Origin of the sequence: Pseudarthrobacter sp. WHRI 8279 (assembly GCF_040224115.2) — a bacterium.
Lineage (GTDB): Bacteria > Actinomycetota > Actinomycetes > Actinomycetales > Micrococcaceae > Arthrobacter.
Genome location: NZ_CP168162.1, coordinates 2,076,101 through 2,092,136 on the forward strand (window position 1 = coordinate 2,076,101; position 16,036 = coordinate 2,092,136).

The following is a 16,036-nucleotide window of genomic DNA, read 5'->3' on the forward strand; positions in this document are numbered from 1 at the left end:
TCATCCCAGCCGTTTCTGCCACTCACCTTCATAACCAGCAGGCCTGAATCCAAGGGCAACATTAATGGCCAGCATATGTTGGTTTTCACTGGCGTTCCATGTCAACACAGAATGCGCCGAAGGCCATTTGGCCTGGGCACGGCGCAGATTTGCAACCTTGATGAGCAAGCCGAGCCGGTGTCCGCGGTGTCTCGCCGTCACCAGGGTGTCCTGCTGGGCGATGGAGGCAGGCACTCCGGGCCGCCAATTGAGGACCGTGTAGGCAACCAGTTCCCCGGTAGCGCGGTGCACTGCGGCGGTCACGGCGGACTGGACGCCGCCGCGGGCCGTCGTCCGTTCCTCATCCCGCACCCGGGCAGCGTCCCAGTCCTCCCCCTCCCAGTCCATCCCGGCGATGGGGACATCCGTGCTCATCCGTGTTTTGAGAAGCGCGTACGCATCCACCAGGTCTTCAGGACAGGCGTCGTCCCATCCCGTGATGCCGTAGTCCCGCGCCCCGGCTGACGCTTCCGCTTCCAGCCGGTCCAGCAGTTCCGGCGCCACGGGAAGCTCCAGCCGGCTGGAGCGTTCCACCTGCTCCAGCTCGTAGCCGGACGCGGCAGCGAAGGCCACCGCCGGTTCAGCCAATGGAAGGCCTCCGGCACCGGACTTGGCCGGGACCAGGGCGGAGCTATCCGCGGCGGCAAGCGGAACCTCGTGGTAGCCGTAGAGGGATGTCCTGCCCCCTGACCTCGCAATGGATTCGGCATGCCACAGAAGAGTGCTGCCCAGTCCCTGGCGCCGGTAGGCCGACCCAACCAGTACGTCGATGCCGGCAGTGTGCGTGTTCTCCCGGAGCGGGAGTTCCACGGAGCACGTACCAACGGCCTTTCCGTTCAGCCTTGCCAGGTAGAGCTGGCGCGCTTCGTACTCGTTGCCCCGCCAGAACTCGGCAGCTTCCGGCAATGTGGGGCAACGGTCCAGGTTGCCCCACATCGTGAGTTCGTGCTCCACCCGCAGGGCGTGGCATTCCTCGAAGTCTGCTGTATACCCGGCAGAACCGGCGATGGTGCCGCTGCCCGGTTCATGCAGCACTTTAACGGCCGAAAGTGCTGGTGCGGCGGGGTTCGCGGGGAAGGTATCCGGCGTCGGGTCAGCCATTCCTACAGCTTAGGCAGAAGCTCCAGCCGCGGGGATAGGCCTCGGAGCTTAAACAAAACCGCCCGGCACGGGTGCCGGGCGTTTTATTGCGGCGGGAGATTCCGCTGCAGGGGCTTCAAACGAGGATTTAGGCCTCGGTGAGAACCTTGGTGACGTTCGGGTCAACGGAGATGCCGGGACCGAACGTGGTGGCAACGGTGGCCTTCTGGATGTAGCGGCCCTTCGAAGCGGACGGCTTCAGGCGAAGCACCTCTTCCAGTGCTGCTGCGTAGTTCTCCGCCAGCTTGATGGCGTCAAAGGAGACCTTGCCGATGATGAAGTGCAGGTTGGAGTGCTTGTCGACGCGGAAGTCGATCTTTCCACCCTTGATGTCGTTGACGGCCTTGGTGACGTCGGGGGTCACGGTGCCCGTCTTGGGGTTCGGCATCAGGTTACGCGGACCCAGGACCTTGCCGAGGCGGCCAACCTTGCCCATGAGGTCAGGGGTGGCGACGGCGGCATCGAAGTCGGTCCAGCCGGCGGCGATCTTTTCGATCAGGTCGTCGGAACCAACGAAGTCGGCGCCGGCAGCGATTGCTGCCTCAGCCTTGTCACCGGTGGCGAAAACCAGGACGCGGGCGGTCTTACCGGTGCCGTGGGGCAGGTTGACGGTGCCGCGGACCATCTGGTCAGCCTTGCGGGGATCGACGCCGAGGCGGAATGCAACCTCAACGGTGGCGTCGAACTTGGACGGGTTGGTGTCCTTGGCGAGGGTTACTGCCTCGAACGGCGCGTAGAACTTCTCCGCGTCGATCTTGGCGGCTGCTGCCTCATATGCTTTGCTGCGCTTTGCCATGCTGCTTATTTCTCCTTGTGCAGTTGTGGTCTGCGGACCGCGCTGGGCCCTGCCACAGTTGGTGGACGGGCTCGTTATCCGTGCCCGGTTCCCAACATCTCAGTTTTGGTGGTGCCGGTGTCCCGGCGGTGCCGCCCGTCGTCGTGATCGGTTACCCGACCCGGCGCAGGCAGCGAAGGCGATTAGCCTTCGACGGTGATGCCCATGGAGCGGGCGGTGCCGGCGATGATCTTCGCTGCGCCTTCGAGGCTGGTGGCGTTGAGGTCTTCCATCTTGGTGGAGGCGATCTCGTTGACCTGGGCCTGGGTCAGCTTCGCAACCTTGACGGTGTGCGGGGTTGCTGAACCCTTGGCGACGCCTGCAGCCTTCTTGATGAGCTCTGCAGCCGGCGGGGTCTTGGTGATGAACGTGAAGGAACGGTCCTCGTAGACCGTGATTTCCACGGGGATGACGTTTCCGCGCTGGGCTTCCGTCGCAGCGTTGTACGCCTTGCAGAATTCCATGATGTTGACACCGTGCTGGCCAAGCGCAGGACCGATCGGCGGGGCCGGGTTAGCGGCACCTGCCTGGATCTGCAGCTTGATGAGGCCGGTGACCTTCTTCTTGGGAGCCAATGTAGGGTCCTTCTCTCAATAACGTCCTGGGGCACAGGAGCGTGCCTCAGGTTTGTGGCCGCCATGGCGAGGCGGCCGGCCGTTCCGGTGCTGCTAAGCGGGCAGCCCCGGGACGAATTCTTGGGTGGTCAGATCTTGGTAACCTGGTTGAACGCCAGGGTAACCGGCGTTTCGCGCTCGAAGATGGACACCAGCACCACGAGGGTCTGGGATTCGACCTTGATCTCGGAGATGGTGGCCGGAAGGGTCTCGAACGGGCCCTCCTTGACGATGACGGACTCGCCAACTTCGAAGTCCACGTCCACGGGGGCCTGGTTCTGCTTGTTGACCGGCTTGCCCTTCTCGGCCTGCTCTTCCTCGAAGACCGGGGCGAGCATGGAGAAGACCTCGTCCAGGCGCAGCGGCACGGGGTTGTGGGCGTTGCCCACGAAGCCGGTGACACCCGGGGTGTGGCGGACGGCGCCCCACGAGGCGTCGGTCAGGTCCATGCGGACCAGTACGTAGCCGGGGATGCGGACGCGGTTGATGACCTTGCGCTGAGCGTTCTTGATCTCAACGACTTCTTCCATGGGCACCTGGATTTCGAAGATGTAATCTTCCATGTCCAGGGTCTGGATGCGGGTTTCCAGGTTGGCCTTCACGCGGTTTTCGTAACCGGCGTAGGAGTGGATGACGTACCAGTCACCTTCCTGGCGGCGCAGCTTGGCCTTGAACTCCTCTGCGGGGTCAACGTCTGCTTTGGCGGCGGCAGCGGCGAGGGCGTCAGTGGACTCCTCTTCGGAGCCGGCGTCTGCCTCTGCGTCAAAGTCGGAACCGGCGTCATCGGATTCGGGCGCGGAGGACTCAACCTCAGACTCGTCACCGGCTTCTGCCGTGACGTCCGCGGACTCTTCCAGCTCAGTCTCGGTTACCTCGAGCTCCTGCTCAGACACTTGGTCTCCTGCTTCCTCATTGCCTAACATGCCTATTTAAATGGCTCAATTCCGCACACCGGTGTTCCGTCCGGGAATCCCGGAGGAACACGCGGCCTGCGGACTGTGCAGCGTTAGCTGTCCGTGGTGCCGGTCCCGCCGAAGACCCAGCCGACGGCGGTTCCAAAACCGATGTCCAGCAGGCTGACGATGACCATCATGATGCCCACGAACACCAGCACCACGAGCGTGTAATTGATCAGTTCCTTGCGGGTGGGTGCAACAACCTTCTTCAGTTCGCCGATGATCTGGCGGATGAAGAGTGCAATGCGGGCGAAGAAGTTTGCCTTGGCGTCCTTCTTAGCTGGGCGGCCCTTGGAGCTGCTGGCAGCTGTTTCGGTCACCTGGTCCTCGCTCATCTTTGCAATGTTGGATTACCCGGCCCTGATCAGAACCATGGTTGCTGCGCTTGCCCCGGATTTTCGCCCGGGGCGCTTGCGCAGGGCAGACAGGACTCGAACCTGCAACCTGCGGTTTTGGAGACCGCTGCGCTACCAATTGCGCCACTACCCTATGGAGTGAATCCCACTTTCTGACTACGAGGCCCAGCTTGCACTGGGGCGCACGTCATCATCCGTGTTTTCAACACCGGTGAACCAGTCTACGCAACAACTTCGTGTTCGTCGAACCGGCCCGTTTCCGGCCCTCCCCTGATGGCCTGCCTGACGTTTGACCGGAACACAGTCACAAATCAAAAGCGGCAACCCGGAGGGTCCGGTGAACAGCATAGAGTAGAACTCGTCGAATCCCACATTCCAGCCGCCAGGCTGCAAGCGAAGAACGGACCTGCCATGTCTGCCGCCCGCGTTTCCCAGCGCATTTCCGCAATAGCCGAATCCGCAACCCTTGCCGTTGACGCCAAGGCGAAGGCGCTGAAGGCAGCGGGCCGGCCGGTTATTGGGTTTGGTGCCGGTGAACCGGACTTCCCCACCCCGGATTACATTGTCCAGGCTGCCATCGAGGCTGCCGGCCAGCCGAAGTACCACCGCTACTCCCCTGCGGGCGGGCTGCCGGAGCTGAAGAAGGCCATCGCGGAAAAGACGCTGCGCGACTCCGGCTATGCTGTGGACCCTTCCCAGGTGCTGGTCACCAACGGAGGCAAGCAGGCGGTCTACAACACCTTTGCCACCCTTGTTGACCCGGGCGACGAAGTCATCGTGCCCACCCCGTTCTGGACCACCTACCCGGAGGCCATCCGCCTCGCCGGCGGTGTGCCCGTCGAGGTTTTCGCCGGCCCTGAACAGGACTACCTGGTGACTGTGGAACAGCTTGAAGCAGCCGTCACGGACAAGACCAAGATCCTGCTGTTTGTCTCGCCGTCGAACCCCACCGGTTCTGTCTACTCGCCTGAGCAGGTGGCGGAGATCGGCAAATGGGCCGCGGCGAAGGGCCTGTGGGTTGTCACCGACGAGATCTATGAGCACCTGACCTACGACGGCGTTCCCTTCACCTCTATCGCCACCGCCGCACCGGAGCTGGGCGACAAAGTGGTCATCCTCAACGGCGTTGCCAAGACCTATGCCATGACCGGCTGGCGAGTGGGCTGGATGATCGGTCCGGCCGACGTCATCAAGGCCGCCACCAACCTCCAGTCGCACGCCACGTCGAACGTCTCCAACATCATGCAGATCGCTGCCCTGGCCGCTGTTTCGGGGCCGCTGACCGCCGTTGACGAGATGAAGGTCGCCTTTGACCGCCGCCGCAAGGCCATCGTCGCCGGCCTGAACGCGATTGAGGGAGTGGAATGCCCGACGCCGAAGGGCGCCTTCTACGTCTACGCGGACGTCCGCGCGCTGCTGGGCAAGGAATTCCCGACGGCGTCCGGCACCGCCACGCCGCAGACCTCTGCCGAGCTTGCGGCGTTGATCCTGGATGAGGTTGAGGTGGCAGTGGTTCCGGGCGAGGCATTCGGCCCTTCCGGCTACCTGCGCCTTTCCTACGCCCTCGGCGACGACGACCTCGCGACCGGCGTGCAGCGGCTGCAGGACTTCCTGGGCAAGGCCCAGTAGGACGCTCTCTCACTTAACGCAAGAAATTTCCGGACGCTCTATCACTTCACACCGCAAAACCGAGGACGCTCTATCACCCTGAACTGCTCCCCGGAAGTTGGACTGAGAAATTCAGTTCCGACTTCCGGGGAGCAGTTCACTCCCACCAGGAGGGTGATGGAGCGTTCCGGTTTAAGGCGCATCAAGTGATAAGCGTCGGGGGGAACCGGGCTAGAGGAGGCGGCGCTCGGCCGCCCACTTGGTAAGCTCATGCCGGCTGGAAAGCTGCAGCTTCCGCAGGACCGCTGAGACGTGGGTTTCCACCGTCTTGATGCTGATGAACAGCTGCTTGGCCACTTCCTTGTAGCTGTAGCCGCGGGCGATGAGGCGCATGACCTCGAGTTCCCGGGCGGACAGCTTGTCCAGTTCGTCGTCGGCAATGTCCGCGGGGGCGGTACCGAAAGCGTCCAGGACGAAGCCTGCCAGCCGCGGCGAGAAGACCGCGTCCCCGCCGGCAACCCGGTACACGGCGTCAGTGATTTCCGCTCCCGAGATGGTCTTGGTGACGTAGCCGCGGGCCCCCGCCCGGATCACCGCCACAACGTCATCGGCAGCGTCCGAGACACTGAGGGCCAGGAACTTGGTGCCAGGCAGCACGGCGGCGGAACCGGCAATGACCTCCCGGCCCCCGCCGCCAAGGCCGCCGGGCAGGTGAACGTCCAGCAGCACCACGTCCGGACGTTGCTGCGCAATGACGGCGATGGCCTGTTCCACGGTCGCCGCCTCACCCACCACCTGGATACTGGGGTCCAGGTCCGCTTTCAGGCCGGAGCGGAAGATCGCGTGGTCGTCCACAATGACCACCCGGGCGGACCTTGCGGCCGGAGCCGACCCCGGTCCCTGTGTTGCATTCATGGCTTGCCTTCCGTGCTGTCCTGGGTGGTGGCGGGGAAGCCCAGCCGCACCTCCGTGCCGTCGCTGCTGCTGGTGATTGCGGCCGTGCCGCCATGGCGGTTCATGCGTCCGATGATGGATTCCCTGACCCCGAGCCTGTCCTCCGGCACATGCTGCAGCTCGAATCCAGGGCCGCGGTCCTTGATGAAGACTTCGGTGCGGCCGCCGGAGACCTCCAGATAGACCGAGACCGTCCCTCCCCCGTGGCGGGACGCGTTGAGCATTGCCTCCCGGCTGGCCTGGATCAGCGCCTCATGGCCTTCCGTGACGGCTGTGTCCCCTACGCATACCACCTCGACGGCGTTGCCCAGCAGGTCCTCCACCTCGGCGGCCACGGCCTTGATCCGGTCCGACAGTTGCCCGGCGTCCTTGCCGGGATCCGCGAAAAGCCAGCCCCGCAGCTCACGTTCCTGGGCACGGGCCAGCCGGAGGACATCGTGCTCATTCGCCGCCCGCCGCTGGATCAGGGCCAGCGTCTGCAGCACCGAGTCATGGAGGTGGGCGGCGATCTCGGCCCGTTCGGTTTCCCGGATGCGGCCGGCCCGCTCGGATTCCAGGTCGCGCCAGAACTTCAGCGCCCACGGCAGCAGGACCAGCACCACCCCGCCGAGGACGGCAACCGAGGCCAGCAGCGCCAGCCAGGTCTGCTCCCAGGAACCGGAACCGGACACCATCACCAGGACGCCGGCCACCACCAGCGCCAGGCCCGCCGCAAGCCGTGCCCAGCCCCCTGCCTGGTCCGCCTTGGTTTTGTCCACCAGCCCCGCCCGCCGGGTCTCGTCCAGCTGCATCCATGCAATGGAGGCGCCGCCAAGCACTGCCGCTGCCGGTATAAGCGTCCCCAGGGGCACATTTACGCCCAGCAGTTGGGCGATCAGGATGCCCGCCACCAGCAGCAGCCCGACCCCAAGCAAAATTTCCTTGCCGTACCGCATCTCCCGGAACCGGAACCAGGGGGGCCGCACGGCCTCGAACAGGGGCTCTCCGGCGTCCGCCGGGGCGGGGTGTCCAAGGCCTCCTGGCGCCGCAGTATCTGCGCGAATGCCGCCGCCGGGAACGGCGGGCGCAACGGTCACGGACGGAGCCATGACTCCGCCGGATGGGCCCGCCGACCAGGGAACTGCGGCCGGCCCGCCCTCCCGGCTGACGGCCGGTGCAATGGGCGACGGCGGCCGGCGGGCCTGCCGCCGTTCGCTTTCGTCAGCAGTGGGAACCATGATCCACAGCCAGGCGTAGAAGACGACGCCGGCCCCGCCGGCCAGCGAGGCCAGGACCATTGCCACCCGCACGTGAACCACCGGCACCCCAAGGTGGGCAGCAAGGCCTGAGCAGACCCCCGCGATGAAGCGGTCGCTGCGGCGGACCAGCGGGAGGCGCGCGGGGACGGTTGTCATGGATCAATCCAAGCACGGATCAGGGTTCCCGAGCCCGTAATCCGGCCGGATCCGGGGTCCGCTCAGGGGCCGTTCAGGGTGTCCCCCAGTAGAGCCGAAGACCCGCAGGCGGAAGGATCGAAGCATGAACTCGCAAACCCCCACCCCTGATGACGGCCACCCCACCGAGCCCATCCCCAAGCGGGACAACGAAAACCCCACGTTGCCCCTCCTGCCGCCTGACCAGCAGGCGCCTTCCGGCTCACCGGATCCTGCATCGGTTTCGGGCCCGTCCCCCAAACAGGAACAAAAGCAGGAACAGGAAAACCGGGACGCCTTCAGCCACGGATCCACCCGGGGCCAGGGGGCGCAGGACAGCGCCGGCGCGGCGTATGCCGGACAGCCGGCCGGACACTACCCGGGCCAGGACAATCCCGCTGGCGGCAATCCTGGCCAGGGCTCCCGCAGCTACCCTCATGCCGGAGCACCCAACCAACAGTCCGACTTTTTCCGCTGGGTGCGCAGCCATGGGATCACACGCGGACAGGACCGCTGGATCGGCGGTGTCTCCAGCGGCATCGCCCAGCGCCTGGGCATCGACCCGCTGATTGTTCGCGGCGTCTTCATCGTGATGACGCTGTTCGCCGGCATTGGTGTACTTTTCTACGGCCTGGCGTGGGCCTTCCTGCCGGAACCCGATGGAAGGATCCATGTCCAGGAAGCCGGCGCAGGGCGCTGGACCAGCGGCATGACCGGTTCACTGATCGCCGTAATCCTCGGCTTCAGCGGACTGGGAGGCGATTTTTGGGGCTGGAGCAACCACGGCTTCGGCGCCTTCCTCTGGACCCTCTTCTGGGTTGGCGGTGCCATCTACCTGGTCTACTACCTCGCGCAGCGCAACAAAGCAGCGGTTGGAACACCGGCAGGCGCAGCGGCAGCCGGAACCACCCCCTATGCCGGCAACACCTATCCCGGAACCACCACGCACCAGGCCGCACCCTCTGGTGCAACCGCTCCCCCATACTCCGACGTTGCAGGGACCGGACCGTTCACTGGCAGCCCGTACGGCACCGGCGGATCCGGTGGATCCGGCAGCGGCGGATGGGACAACGGAGGTGCGGGCACCACCTGGCAGCCGCAAGGACCCCCACCGGCACCCAAGGTGCGTCCCGCAGGTCCCGGCGCTCCCGCCGTCGCGATCGCTGCCGGCAGTGCGCTGATCGTGGGCGCCGGACTAAAAGCCCTGGACGTCACCAACATCATCGATCTCGGCGACTCCACAAACGCCATCGCCTGGGCCAGCGCGGCTGCAGTCCTGGGCCTCGGAATCCTCATCCTGGGCTTCCGCGGCCGGACCTCGGGCATCCTGTCGTTCTTTGCGGTGGCAGCCCTCATCACGGGAGGAATCTTCAACGTGGTGGGCAACAACGGCGAGCGTGTCCGCTTCCAGGAAGTTGACTGGTCCCCCACCAGCATCCAGCAGGCAAGCGAGGGTCTGAACATCACGGCAGGACGCGGCACCGTTGACCTCACCGCGCTCGACCTGGACGCACCCCTTGAGTCCGAGGTGCTGGTCCCCCTTGATTTCACCGCCAGCAACGTCACGGTGGTCATCCCGGACTCCGTCCCCGTGGACATCCGGGCCGACATGACGCTGGGCAACCTCGCGGAAGGCGGGAACCAGCGCGGCGGGACAACCACACGCGAAAGCAGCTACAACACCGACAAGCCCGGAAGCCACCTGGTCATCGAGATCGACGGCACCGTCAGCAACGTCACCATTGAGGAAGGTAACTGACATGAGCAGCCAGACACCGGCACCGGACCCGTACATCCCGGGCAGCACCCCGGCCGCGCACACCGATTCCGCGCCTCCCACGGGGGCGCGGGTGGGAACCATCGTGTGGGGCCTGATCGTGGTGGCCCTCGCAGCCCTGATCATCATCGCCCAGCTCGGAATCGTCACCCTCAACGGGACCTACGTCCTGATCGGCCTCATGATCGGGGCGGGTGCGGCCCTGGTGGTCGGAGGACTCCTTTCCGCCCGGAAAGGTGACAACAGCACCGCAACACGGAAGTCTTGAACCATGGATAAATTCTTCAGCATCGTCAGGGGCCTGGGCCTGAAACGCGGACCCCAGCGCATCCTCGGAGGCGTGCTGGGAGGGATCGCAGCAAAGCTCAACGTGGACGTCGCCTACGTCCGGATTGCCTTCCTCCTCTTTGCGCTCCTCCCCGGCCCGGCCTTCGTTTTCTACCTTGTGGCCTGGGTAATCCTGCCGGACCAGCGGAACGTCATCCCGCTGCAGGCGTTCCTCGACAGACGGTCACTGAACCGCCCGTAAACACTGCCGTACAGGGCCCCGTTCCTCCGCGAAGGAACGGGGCCCTTCGTGTAACCAGTTTGTGTCGTACCGCACACACCGCACTAGACTCTATGTGAGCTCAGCGTGGCGCTCTGCCTGTAAACCCTCTCCCCAGGATTTGAGCGAGACATGAAAATTGGAATCCTTACCAGCGGTGGCGACTGCCCCGGACTGAATGCGGTTATCCGCGGTGCAGTCCTTAAAGGAATTGCCATCCACGGCCACGAGTTCGTCGGTTTCCTCGACGGCTGGCGCGGCGTTGTTGAGGGCGACATCATTGACATCCCCCGGACCATGGTCCGCGGCATTGCCAAGCAGGGCGGCACCATCCTGGGTACCTCCCGCACCAACCCGTTCGAAAACGGCGGCGGCCCCGACGTCATCAAGGCCCACATGGAGCGCCTGGGCATCGATGCCATCATCGCGATCGGTGGTGAGGGCACGCTCGCGGCGGCCAAGCGGCTCACCGACGCAGGGCTGAAAATCGTCGGTGTTCCCAAGACCGTGGACAACGACCTGGACGCCACCGACTACACCTTCGGTTTCGACACCGCCGTGCAGATTGCCACCGAGGCAATCGACAGGCTCCGGACCACCGGGGAATCGCACCACCGCTGCATGATTGCCGAAGTTATGGGCCGGCACGTCGGCTGGATCGCCCTGCACGCCGGCATGGCCGCGGGCGCCCACGCCATCCTCATTCCGGAACAGAAAGTCAGCATCGAACAGATCACCGAATGGGTGAACGAGGCCCATGCCCGCGGCCGGGCGCCCCTGGTGGTCGTGGCTGAAGGGTTCGTGCCCGAGCACATGGAAACCCCGCACTCGGAGCGCGGACTGGACACCTTCGGCCGCCCCCGCCTGGGCGGCATCGCAGACCAGCTTGCCCCGGAGCTTGAAGCCCGGACCGGCATTGAAACACGCGCCACCATCCTGGGCCACATCCAGCGCGGCGGTGTGCCGTCCGCCTTCGACCGCGTCCTGGCCACCCGGCTGGGCATGGCAGCCATCGACTCGGTGGTGGAGGGTTACTGGGGCACCATGGTGGCGCTCAAGGGAACGGACATCGAGCACGTGGGCTTCCAGGAAGCCCTGGGCAAGCTGAAGACCGTCCCCCAGAACCGCTACGACGAAGCTGCGGTCCTGTTCGGCTAAGCCGTTCCCCTGAACTGTGCTGGCCGCCGAAGTGTCCTGTCCGGCTGGACCGGCTGCCCGTCCTAGGCTGGGAGCATGACACTCGACCCCGGTTCGGCCGCCATCATCCAGCTTGCATGGGCCCGGCGCCTGGGACTGGATGATGGTGCCTTCAGTTCCGCCCTTGCCTCCGGGGAACGCATAGTCCGTGCCGACGAGTCGGCGCGGACCGTCGAGTTCGTCCGGCTGTTCGGCAGCTCGGCGCTGGTGGGTCCGCAATGGGTCATCGACGCCGCTGCTGAGCTCCCCGACGAGGAAATGGCGCAGCACGTCACCCTCCTGACGCTCACCAGGGAGCACGGCGGGCACGGCATGGGGGCGGCCGCACTCTTTTTTGCGGACGACCTTCCCCTCAGGCAGCCGCCGGAGGAAATGACGGTCTCGCATGGCAACGCCGAAGCGATCGAGCTTGAGGGCCGCTGCCCGCCGGACGACGTCAACGAGGTGGGGCTCTCAGACCTGGAGAACCGCTACACCATCGTCCATGAGCTGGAGGGACGCCGGGTGCCCCTTGCCTGCGGCGCGTATTCCGAGTGGGAAGGGCTGCTGGCTCATCTTGGCGTCCTGGTGGATCCTGATTGGCGCCGGCGCGGGCTGGGGTCCCTGGCAGCCTCGATCGCCGCCCACGAGGCCCTCGCAGCGGGCCTGACGCTCCAGTGGCGGACGGACGTCAGCAACACGGGTTCCCTGGCATTGGCCCGGAAGCTGGGCTTGTCAGCCGGCGGAATCCAGACCAGCGTCCACCTTGGCTGACCCCGGAACGCCTCCGCCCCAGCCCTGAACCGGCTGCGGCTTGGCGAAGAACAGCGCCACAACTGCGCCAACCAGGATGACCCCGGCCGGCAGCAGGATGGACTGCCCCATCGCCGTCGAAAATCCGCTGTGGAGGGCCTCAGGGAGGCTTCCGGACAGGCCCATGCCCTCACCCGCAGCCCCGCCGGGCGCACCGGACGGAAGCTCGGCGGCGAGCCGCGCCTGGATCAGCACCGCGATGGCTGCGCTGCCCAGTACGGCCCCGATCTGCCGTGTGGTGTTGTAGACGCCGGACCCTGCCCCGGCCTGCCGCGGAGGCAGGTTGCGGGTGGCGGTGGTGCTGAGCGGAGCCCAGATTCCTGCGTTGGCGAATCCCAGGATGGCGCTGGGCAGGAGGAACAGCAGGATGGGCGTGTCCGGCTGCATCAGGGCCGAGTTCCAGGCGAGGGCCACGGCCATCAGCACCAAACCGGCTGCCGTGATGAACTTGGGATTGACCTTGTCGATGATTTTCCCCACCACCGGCGCCAGGCCGCCCGAGATCAGGGCCATGGGAACCATCATCAGCGCGGACTGGGTGGGCGTAAGGCCGCGGACCAGCTGGTAGTAGAAGATCAGGGGCAGGCTGAACGCGGTCACAGTGAAGCCAACGGTGGTGATTCCGATGTTGGCCAGGGAGAAGTTCCGGTCCCGGAAAAGCGCCAAGGGCAGCAGCGGCTCGCCTTTGTTGAACCGCTGCCAGAGCACAAAGAGAGCCAACACGGCAAGCCCGGCGATGATCAGGCCCCACACCGTCACGGGTCCGGCGATGGTGCCCCAGTTGTAGGTTTCGCCTTCCTGAATGCCGAACACCAGGAGGAAAAGTCCGACGGCGCTGAGCACCACGCCGGGGATGTCGAACCGGTGCGGGTGGGTGCTGAGGGCCGGCACGTTGCGCAGGGCAAGGATGAAACCGGCAATACCGATGGGGACGTTGATGAAGAAGATCCATTCCCAGCCGAGGCCGTCCACCAGGACACCGCCCAGGATAGGGCCCACGAGGGTGGCCATTCCGGCGGTGGCGCCCCAGATGGCCATGGCTGCACCCCGCCGGTCCGGCGGGAAGATCCGGGTGATGACTGCCATGGTCTGCGGTGTCATCATGGCGGCGCCGAGGCCCTGCACCACGCGTGCCGCGATAAGCGTCTCCACATCGCCGGACAGCCCGCACCACAGCGAAGCCAGCGTAAAGACGACCAGTCCTGACAGGTAGAGCTTCTTGGGCCCGAAGCGGTCGCCCAGCCTGCCCGTGATGAGCAGCGGGACCGCGTAGGCCAAAAGGTAGGCGCTGGTGACCCAGATGACCGAATTGATGTCCGCGCCGAGGCCCTCCATGATCCGCGGGTTCGCCACGGACACGATGGTGGTGTCGATCAGGATCATGAAGAACCCGATCACCAGGGACCACAGGGCCGGCCAGGGTTTTGCTACGTTTTCCACGGTCATCCTTCGTCAGGTGGTTGCTGCCGGGCGGGACCGGGTGAACGGCTGCGTCCCGGCTACGCCAGGAGGTCCAGGATCTCCTGGCGGGCGAACATTTGGGCAGCGGCGCGGGCCGACGGCGCACCGGCATCGGGGTCGGCGCCGGCATCCAGCAGGACCCTGGCCACATCGGTGTAGCCCTTGAAGGCAGCTCCCGCGAGCGGAGTCTGGCCCCGGTCATTGGCGGTGCCGGGCTCGGCACCGTGTTCCAGGATGAGCTGCACGGTTTCCGCATGGCCGTGGTAGGCGGCCAGCATCAGGAGCGAATCCCCTGCCGAATTGGTCAGGGTGGCGGGAGCGCCCGCGTCCAGGTAGGCACGCAGCAGCGCCGTGTCCCCTTCCCTGGCAGCCTGGAAGAGCGTGTGCGCCAAAGCCAGGGCGTCGTCGTCGGGCCCTGGATGGGGCTGGACGTTGTCAGTCATGGGCGGGGCCCTTTCAGGAATCCGGTCTGGCGCCCCACCACCTGGCCGGCGTCGGGGGCGACGATGAGTTCCTGGGCGGCAGGGTACGGCTCGTCGCCGTCCAGGACCGTCAGTATTTCATCCGGCGCGACGGAACGCTTTATGACTGCCAGCGCAACCGGACCCATCTCGTAGTGCTGCGCCACGGACGTCACCGTTCCCACTTTGCGCTCCCCCGCCAGGACCGGGCTTCCTGCCTGCGGCAGGGTGTGCTGGGACCCGTCCAGCTGGAGGAAGACAAGGCGGCGGGGCGGATGGCCCAGGTTGTGCACCCGCGCTACGGTTTCTTGCCCCTTGTAGCAGCCCTTGGCCAGGTGCACCGCGGTCCGGAGCAGGTCGAGCTCGTGCGGGATGGTTTTGTCGTCGGTTTCCGCGCCGATCCTGGGACGCCAGGCCGCGACGCGCAGTGCTTCGGCTGCCAAGACGCCCGCAAGGGGCCTGCCAGCGACCTTCTCCTCCAGGCCGCCGGCGGGAATGAGGTATTCGAACCACGGTCGGTCGAGCCCCGGGTGGCTGGCCTCCGGGACCGTCGCATAGGAGTAGCCGCCGGCCCCCACATTGGGCCACGGGTCCTGCCACGACAGCAGGCCGGACCACTCCGGGACAGCCTTTGTGCTGCCCACAACGGCCCAGTCCGCGGAGACATCGGCGATGTCCACCCGCAGCATGAACTTCATCCTGTTGAGGAATCCGGCCAGCGGCGCCGCCTCGGCAGCCTCGACGATCAGCCATGTGGTGGCACCGTCGTCGATCACGCGGGCGTCGAAATCGATCCTGCCCTGCACGCTCAGGAGGAGGAGTTCGCTGGATTCGTTCGGCTGGAGGCCTGCAACCTGCTGGGAGGAAAGGGTGTTGAGCCAGCTCAGGCGGTCCGGACCGGTGACCGTAACAACACCGCGGTGGGAGAGGTCGACGACGGCGGTTCCGGCCGCGAGGGCGCGCTGCTCGCGCAGGGGCTCGCCATAGTGGGCGGCAACGCCGGCGTCCGCGCCGGCCGCCTCAACGGCGCCAGGGCGCGACAGCAGGGGGCTGGGAGTAGTCATATGTAGTAGAAGTCCTTGGGGCTCGGCGGTATTCCGGATTGCTGTGGCCGGAGTGGATCCGGGCCGCCCGCATCTATATGCCGAAGGACCGGGAGGAGTCAGGAAACCTTTTTCAGGAAGGCCGAGGCATGCGCTTCCAGGCCCTTGCCTTCCTTGCCGCCAACAGCGACATCCCAGCGCCACAGGAGGTTGCCGTCCACCAGCCCGAAGATGCGGGTGGCGGCGCTGTAGTCCTTGGAATGGCTCCCGCGCATCACCATATCCGTGGTGAGCTGGATCTGCGGACCCTTGATTTGGCCGTAGTACAGCTCGGAGATTCCGCCGGGGTGGGAGATGGACACCGAGATGTCGAACCCTCCCTCGCTGTTGCGCAGGGCCTCCACCTCGTCGGCACTCTTCAGCGCCGGAACGATGTCCGCGGGGATCAGGCCCGGGCCGCCGTCGGCATCAAGCTGTTTGCGCTCCAGCGCCCAGAAGCCGGTCTCGACGGTGAGCGGCCGCAGGCGCGTGCCGTCGTCGTCCGTCAGCCAGCTCTCCGCGCGGTACTGAAGGTACGGCAGCCCGTTGTGCGTGAAGGACACGTGCTGCAGGAAGTGCTCCGAGTCCTCGTCGCCGCTGCCGAGGCGGCCGCGGCCCTCCCATTCACCAATGAGCCAGGAAAGCGGAACGAGTTCTGGAGTCAGGTCTGTAGGAATCTCAATGGGCACAGCGACTACCTCTGGAAATCGGCAAGCTCCGGAAAAAGACGTCTACTTCTGGCCCTTGAACAGGCGGTAGACCACGAATCCGGCGAACCAGGCCATGGCGAGGCTGGCGACGCCGA

General features: G+C 65.7%; 17 protein-coding genes and 1 tRNA gene. 6 read left to right on the forward strand and 12 right to left on the reverse strand.

The features are described from left to right. From ABRP28_RS09460 to ABRP28_RS09485, 6 genes are all read right to left on the reverse strand, one after another. Positions 1–1,140 carry a GNAT family N-acetyltransferase gene (locus ABRP28_RS09460; protein ID WP_350002083.1) on the reverse strand — a complete coding sequence of 380 codons (1,140 nt, stop codon included), beginning with the start codon at positions 1,138–1,140 and terminating at the stop codon, positions 1–3. A 127-nt stretch (positions 1,141–1,267) separates the two neighbouring features. Beyond that, complete coding sequence (rplA, locus tag ABRP28_RS09465) at positions 1,268–1,975, reverse strand: 50S ribosomal protein L1 (protein ID WP_163161877.1); 708 nt, start codon at positions 1,973–1,975, stop codon at positions 1,268–1,270. A gap of 182 nt (positions 1,976–2,157) precedes the next feature. Continuing rightward, positions 2,158–2,589 (reverse strand): 50S ribosomal protein L11, encoded by a 432-nt coding sequence (rplK, locus tag ABRP28_RS09470; RefSeq protein ID WP_003803853.1) that lies wholly within the window; start codon positions 2,587–2,589, stop codon positions 2,158–2,160. 128 nt (positions 2,590–2,717) lie between these two features. Next, positions 2,718–3,521 carry a transcription termination/antitermination protein NusG gene (nusG, locus tag ABRP28_RS09475; RefSeq protein WP_231454782.1) on the reverse strand — a complete coding sequence of 268 codons (804 nt, stop codon included), beginning with the start codon at positions 3,519–3,521 and terminating at the stop codon, positions 2,718–2,720. 113 nt (positions 3,522–3,634) lie between these two features. After that, positions 3,635–3,919, reverse strand: a complete 285-nt coding sequence (gene secE, locus ABRP28_RS09480; RefSeq protein ID WP_231454783.1) for a preprotein translocase subunit SecE — start codon at positions 3,917–3,919, stop codon at positions 3,635–3,637. Positions 3,920–4,000: 81 nt separating this feature from the next. Continuing rightward, positions 4,001–4,073, reverse strand: a tRNA-Trp gene (locus ABRP28_RS09485). Positions 4,074–4,351: 278 nt separating this feature from the next. Here ABRP28_RS09485 and ABRP28_RS09490 point away from each other — a divergent pair. Then, complete coding sequence (locus ABRP28_RS09490; RefSeq protein ID WP_350002084.1) at positions 4,352–5,569, forward strand: pyridoxal phosphate-dependent aminotransferase; 1,218 nt, start codon at positions 4,352–4,354, stop codon at positions 5,567–5,569. A gap of 210 nt (positions 5,570–5,779) precedes the next feature. On the opposite strand, the gene ABRP28_RS09495 is transcribed toward ABRP28_RS09490, so the two are convergent. Further along, on the reverse strand, positions 5,780–6,463 hold the full coding sequence (locus ABRP28_RS09495) for a response regulator transcription factor (protein ID WP_350002085.1): 684 nt from the start codon (positions 6,461–6,463) through the stop codon (positions 5,780–5,782). Beyond that, positions 6,460–7,896, reverse strand: a complete 1,437-nt coding sequence (locus ABRP28_RS09500) for a PspC domain-containing protein (protein WP_350002088.1) — start codon at positions 7,894–7,896, stop codon at positions 6,460–6,462. The genes ABRP28_RS09495 and ABRP28_RS09500 overlap by 4 nt, the downstream gene beginning before the upstream one ends. Positions 7,897–8,020: 124 nt before the next feature. Between ABRP28_RS09500 and ABRP28_RS09505 the strand changes: the two genes are divergently transcribed. From ABRP28_RS09505 to ABRP28_RS09525, 5 genes are all read left to right on the forward strand, one after another. After that, complete coding sequence (locus ABRP28_RS09505) at positions 8,021–9,673, forward strand: PspC domain-containing protein (protein WP_350002089.1); 1,653 nt, start codon at positions 8,021–8,023, stop codon at positions 9,671–9,673. Between the two features lies 1 nt (position 9,674). Beyond that, on the forward strand, positions 9,675–9,959 hold the full coding sequence (locus tag ABRP28_RS09510; RefSeq protein WP_350002091.1) for a hypothetical protein: 285 nt from the start codon (positions 9,675–9,677) through the stop codon (positions 9,957–9,959). A gap of 3 nt (positions 9,960–9,962) precedes the next feature. Next, positions 9,963–10,220: a PspC domain-containing protein gene (locus ABRP28_RS09515; protein ID WP_231454789.1), complete on the forward strand. Its 258-nt coding sequence runs from the start codon at positions 9,963–9,965 to the stop codon at positions 10,218–10,220. A 150-nt stretch (positions 10,221–10,370) separates the two neighbouring features. Then, entirely contained in the window at positions 10,371–11,396 is a 1,026-nt protein-coding gene (locus ABRP28_RS09520) for an ATP-dependent 6-phosphofructokinase (RefSeq protein ID WP_231454790.1), read from the forward strand. Between the two features lie 75 nt (positions 11,397–11,471). After that, positions 11,472–12,188, forward strand: coding sequence for a GNAT family N-acetyltransferase (locus ABRP28_RS09525; protein WP_350002093.1), 717 nt, complete (start codon positions 11,472–11,474; stop codon positions 12,186–12,188). Here the strand turns inward: ABRP28_RS09525 and ABRP28_RS09530 are convergent. The 4 genes from ABRP28_RS09530 to ABRP28_RS09545 all read right to left on the reverse strand — a co-directional run bounded on the left by ABRP28_RS09530 (position 12,150) and on the right by ABRP28_RS09545 (position 15,920). Then, on the reverse strand, positions 12,150–13,667 hold the full coding sequence (locus ABRP28_RS09530) for a DHA2 family efflux MFS transporter permease subunit (protein ID WP_350002095.1): 1,518 nt from the start codon (positions 13,665–13,667) through the stop codon (positions 12,150–12,152). The genes ABRP28_RS09525 and ABRP28_RS09530 overlap by 39 nt on opposite strands. 59 nt (positions 13,668–13,726) lie before the next feature. Next, positions 13,727–14,131 (reverse strand): ankyrin repeat domain-containing protein, encoded by a 405-nt coding sequence (locus tag ABRP28_RS09535; RefSeq protein ID WP_350002096.1) that lies wholly within the window; start codon positions 14,129–14,131, stop codon positions 13,727–13,729. After that, the gene (locus tag ABRP28_RS09540; RefSeq protein WP_350002098.1) at positions 14,128–15,213 is read right to left on the reverse strand and encodes a glycine cleavage T C-terminal barrel domain-containing protein; all 1,086 of its coding nucleotides are present in this window, start codon (positions 15,211–15,213) and stop codon (positions 14,128–14,130) included. Before ABRP28_RS09540 ends, ABRP28_RS09535 begins: the two co-directional genes overlap by 4 nt. A gap of 98 nt (positions 15,214–15,311) precedes the next feature. Continuing rightward, positions 15,312–15,920 (reverse strand): FABP family protein, encoded by a 609-nt coding sequence (locus ABRP28_RS09545; protein ID WP_104998656.1) that lies wholly within the window; start codon positions 15,918–15,920, stop codon positions 15,312–15,314. Positions 15,921–16,036 lie beyond the last annotated feature (116 nt).

Coding starts and splice junctions, on each gene's coding strand:
- ABRP28_RS09510 (WP_350002091.1), top strand. CDS start 9,675: ATGAGCAGCCAGACACCGGCACCGGACCCGTACATCCCGGGCAGCACC.
- ABRP28_RS09540 (WP_350002098.1), bottom strand. CDS start 15,213: ATGACTACTCCCAGCCCCCTGCTGTCGCGCCCTGGCGCCGTTGAGGCG.
- ABRP28_RS09525 (WP_350002093.1), top strand. CDS start 11,472: ATGACACTCGACCCCGGTTCGGCCGCCATCATCCAGCTTGCATGGGCC.
- ABRP28_RS09505 (WP_350002089.1), top strand. CDS start 8,021: ATGAACTCGCAAACCCCCACCCCTGATGACGGCCACCCCACCGAGCCC.
- ABRP28_RS09535 (WP_350002096.1), bottom strand. CDS start 14,131: ATGACTGACAACGTCCAGCCCCATCCAGGGCCCGACGACGACGCCCTG.
- ABRP28_RS09520 (WP_231454790.1), top strand. CDS start 10,371: ATGAAAATTGGAATCCTTACCAGCGGTGGCGACTGCCCCGGACTGAAT.
- ABRP28_RS09460 (WP_350002083.1), bottom strand. CDS start 1,140: ATGGCTGACCCGACGCCGGATACCTTCCCCGCGAACCCCGCCGCACCA.
- secE (WP_231454783.1), bottom strand. CDS start 3,919: ATGAGCGAGGACCAGGTGACCGAAACAGCTGCCAGCAGCTCCAAGGGC.
- ABRP28_RS09490 (WP_350002084.1), top strand. CDS start 4,352: ATGTCTGCCGCCCGCGTTTCCCAGCGCATTTCCGCAATAGCCGAATCC.
- rplA (WP_163161877.1), bottom strand. CDS start 1,975: ATGGCAAAGCGCAGCAAAGCATATGAGGCAGCAGCCGCCAAGATCGAC.
- ABRP28_RS09515 (WP_231454789.1), top strand. CDS start 9,963: ATGGATAAATTCTTCAGCATCGTCAGGGGCCTGGGCCTGAAACGCGGA.
- ABRP28_RS09495 (WP_350002085.1), bottom strand. CDS start 6,463: ATGAATGCAACACAGGGACCGGGGTCGGCTCCGGCCGCAAGGTCCGCC.
- ABRP28_RS09500 (WP_350002088.1), bottom strand. CDS start 7,896: ATGACAACCGTCCCCGCGCGCCTCCCGCTGGTCCGCCGCAGCGACCGC.